Source organism: Caballeronia choica (assembly GCF_001544535.1).
Lineage (GTDB): Bacteria > Pseudomonadota > Gammaproteobacteria > Burkholderiales > Burkholderiaceae > Caballeronia > Caballeronia choica.
Genome location: NZ_FCON02000323.1, coordinates 1 through 3,620 on the forward strand (window position 1 = coordinate 1; position 3,620 = coordinate 3,620).

A 3,620-nucleotide genomic window follows, 5' to 3' on the forward strand; every position below is an offset into this window, starting at 1 on the left:
AGCCGCCCGAGATTGCGCTCGCCCGTCGCGTGCAACACGGAACCCGTTCCAAGAAACAGCAGGCTCTTGAACGTCGCATGGCTTGCGATCTGATAAAGAAGCGCCGTCAGCGACAAGGCGGCGAGCGCGTCCATCCGGTACGCGCGAAACAGGATCGACAGTCCCATGCTGACGAACATCAGCCCGATGTTGTCGATCGATGAATACGCCAACAGTCGTTTCATGTCTGTCTGGATAGCGCTGAACACGACCCCGAATAGCGCGGTGAAGAGTCCGAGCATCAGCATGAGTACGCCCCACCATGCAACCTGCAGGTGCAGCAGATCGAACACCGTGCGCAGCACGCCGTACAAGCCCGCTTTCAGGACGAAGCCGCTCATCAGGGCCGATACCGGTGACGGTGCGGCCGGATGCGCCTCGGGCAGCCAGACATGCAGCGGGAAGATACCTGCCTTCGTGCCAAAGCCGAACAGCGCCAGTAGGAACGCGATGGACGACCAGAACACGTCCAAATGCTGCCGGCGCATGGCGGCAAACGTATAGTCGCCGGTATTGGCCTGCAATAGGCCGAAGCAGAGCAGAAGCGCCAGCGCGCCAACGTGGGAGATCAGGAAGTAGAGATAGGCTGCACGGCGGATCTCGGCAATGCGGTGATTGCTCATCACGAGGAAGGTCGCGGACAGCGTCATTGTCTCCCAGGCGACCATGAAACAATACGCATCGTCTGCCAGTAGCAGCATGGCCATGCTCGCGAGACACACATGATATTCAAAGCATAACAATCCGGGCGGGGTTCCCTCGCCCTTACGGAAATAGCCGGCAGAAAACGCGCTTACGCCCGTGCTCACTGCACCAAGTACAGCGAGGAAATACGCTGACAAACCATCCAGTCTCAAATGGAACGGCAGATCGGGCAATCCAAGCGGCAGGACGACCTGCTCGGGAGCTAAGAAAACGCCGGTCAGGCCCAATCCGCATAAAAGCAAACCGAATACGGCACCGAGCGGAAACAGGCCGTGCGCCACCACGCGTGTGCGGTGCAGGCTTGCGAGTCCCAGCATTCCGAGGACTAGCCAGCCCGCAACCACCATCAGCACATAGCGGATGATCAACAGATGTTCCATCGGCGTTGCCTCCAGCGCGGTTGCGATTGTTATTTGATGGCCAGTGAGAAGGATGAAGGATCTGTCGAAGCCGACTCTACTCGATGATAACGTTCCATTTTCTTGACATAGCGGTAGAGGTCGAGGCCCGTGGATCTGGTGACGCCTTCAGCGCGGGCATACAGCTCATGCCACCGTGGCGCGTTTGCCTGCTTAATGCCGATTGCAATGGTGTTGCCTTCGCGTCGCGCCACTGTGCGAAACAGTTTGCCATCGCAGACACGGCGAATCCGCTCCAGGCAGAGAGGGAGCTGCGGGTCACTATTCAACAGGTTGGCCACCAGCACGCCTGAGTTTCGCAGTGCAGTATGGCAGCAGTCATAGAAGTACTGACTAGAAAGGCCAGCCGGCAGTCCGAAAGCGTCGTAACCGTCGAGCAGGATCACGTCCGCGATACCAACCTTTTCCTGAAAGTAGTCCATCGCGTCAGCATGCACGATTCTGAATCGCTCCGAGTCGGGCGGAATGGCAAACCGATCGCGCAACGCGATCACCCTTTCATCGACTTCAACGGTGGTGACTCGGGCTGACGGAAATTTGTGGAAGCAGTACTTTGACAGCGATCCGCCGCCCAGCCCCACGATCTGGATGTTTCGGGGATCGGGATGAAAAAGCTGAAACGTCATCATGGCACGCGTGTAAGACAGTTCGAGCTTGACGGGATCACTCTTGTGCATCTTGCTTTGTATGCCGAAAGCGTCGAACTGCAGTGACCGCGTGCGCAGTCCCTCTATGACCACTGGGGTGCCATAAGTCTCGCCCCGCCGCTGCACCAACGCTTGTCTAAGCTGATTATGATCGGAGGACAATTCACTTGCTCCCGGAATGGTAAATGGACTGCGCGCCACGACGAAGGCGCAACGACCTCCGTCGGAACCCTACTGCGCCCGTTCACGGGATGCGGGCGCGGGACCGACGCCCACGATCAGTCGAGTTTCGAAACGCGACACAGCGTCAGCAAGCATCCGCCCTGCGCTGTCGAACAGGGCGTCCGGCTCGAGCATGATGGCCGCTTCAGCCAGGCGCCCTTGCGTGATGGAAAGGGCGATCACCAACGCAATGGTATGAAAGCTCGCATGGGCCAGTTTCAATTGCAAAAGCTCGGGTGCGGCGTCCCACCGATCGCTGTCTTCTTGAAGCCATCGTCCGAGGGCGCAGCAGCGTTCATTGGCGAACGCCGGCGTGATCAGGCTCACGGGTTCATGCATCCCGCTCCGTAACGAGATGCCCGCGATCTTGTGCTCTTCAAGCAGCGTACTGTCAAATGGCATGACGCTTCTCCTCGCTTCTCTTCGGTACCCACGCGTGGCCGGGTTTGATGCTTCAAATGGCGGTTGGCCTTCACGGCTCGCTTCGTGGTTGTCGCGCAAGCGACCGCGTCAGTTCCAGGAATACATTCCTCTTTAGACTGTCATTCCAACTGGCGCGAGGTTACCAATAGATGATAATTCCGTTATCATACTAACAGCTTTATCGGACCGATTCCATACGACGACGGGCTGTTGAGTTCGACGGTGAACACATCCCGCTCGCTCCGTTCGCCGGAGGCCGGTATGGTCGGCCCCGCCGCGCCAGCGCCTGCGTTATCGGATGACGGCCGTACCACGCAAGCAAACATGCGAGTCATACCGAATGCCAGCGCACTATTTTCGAAGCCTGACGGGCAAGAACCGTAGTACGGACGCTAACAGGCATCTTGGCTTTTCGCTGACGTTCGTGGCTGGCGCAACCAACGCCGGCGGATTCCTGGCGGTGAGGCAATACACGTCCCATATGAGCGGCGTGATATCTGCTATCGCTGACCAGACGGCGCTGGGAGATCTCTCCTTGGTTCTGACCGGCATCGGGTCACTGGTCTCGTTCATGCTGGGTGCGGCCTGTTCCGCGATGCTTGTCAACTGGGGGCGGCGCAAAAGGCTGCACAGCCAGTATGCTTCGGCATTGCTGATCGAGGCCATCTTGCTATTGTGTTTCGGCCTGCTAGGCGGTCATCTCGCGCTGTGGGATACGCTGTTCGTGCCCGCGACGGTGGCGCTCCTTTGCTTCATCATGGGTCTGCAGAACGCCATGATCACCAAACTGTCCGGTGCAGAAATCCGGACTACACATATGACCGGCATCGTGACTGATATTGGCATCGAACTGGGCAAGCTCTTTTACTGGAATTCATCGAGGGTCGAGCCCACCGCACCCTTCGTTCTGGCGAACCGGGCGAAACTGAAAGTGCATGGGACCATGCTGACCATGTTCTTCTTCGGCGGGGTAACCGGCGCGACGGGCTTCAAGCACATCGGGTACGCATCGACAGTCCCTCTTGCGGGAATGCTGGTTGTGCTGGCCATTGTGCCGCTGGTTGACGATCTGCGCGCGCGGGTCTATCGTAAGCGGTAGTTTCAGCACGTCGAATGTAGAATCGTTTGCAATCGATGGGCGAATGTAGCCGCATCGCGGCGGTCG

The 3,620-nt window shown here is 58.3% G+C and carries 4 protein-coding genes; 1 reads left to right on the forward strand and 3 read right to left on the reverse strand.

Going from position 1 to position 3,620, the window contains the following annotated elements:
• From AWB68_RS43205 to AWB68_RS43215, 3 genes are all read right to left on the reverse strand, one after another.
• The coding region (locus tag AWB68_RS43205; protein WP_268810986.1) for a proton-conducting transporter transmembrane domain-containing protein at window positions 1-1,124 on the reverse strand (1,124 nt) is incomplete at its 3' end.
• 29 nt (window positions 1,125-1,153) lie between these two features.
• Window positions 1,154-1,972, reverse strand: a complete 819-nt coding sequence (locus AWB68_RS43210) for a spermine/spermidine synthase domain-containing protein (protein WP_087650223.1) — start codon at window positions 1,970-1,972, stop codon at window positions 1,154-1,156.
• A gap of 69 nt (window positions 1,973-2,041) precedes the next feature.
• Window positions 2,042-2,533: a CZB domain-containing protein gene (locus tag AWB68_RS43215; protein ID WP_125483270.1), complete on the reverse strand. Its 492-nt coding sequence runs from the start codon at window positions 2,531-2,533 to the stop codon at window positions 2,042-2,044.
• A 262-nt stretch (window positions 2,534-2,795) separates the two neighbouring features.
• On the opposite strand from AWB68_RS43215, the gene AWB68_RS43220 reads away from it, so the two are divergent.
• Entirely contained in the window at window positions 2,796-3,554 is a 759-nt protein-coding gene (locus AWB68_RS43220; RefSeq protein ID WP_087650225.1) for a YoaK family protein, read from the forward strand.
• Window positions 3,555-3,620 lie beyond the last annotated feature (66 nt).

Bases quoted from the DNA above. Each gene is read 5' to 3' on its own strand.
- AWB68_RS43220 (WP_087650225.1), top strand. From the start codon at position 2,796: ATGCCAGCGCACTATTTTCGAAGCCTGACGGGCAAGAACCGTAGTACG.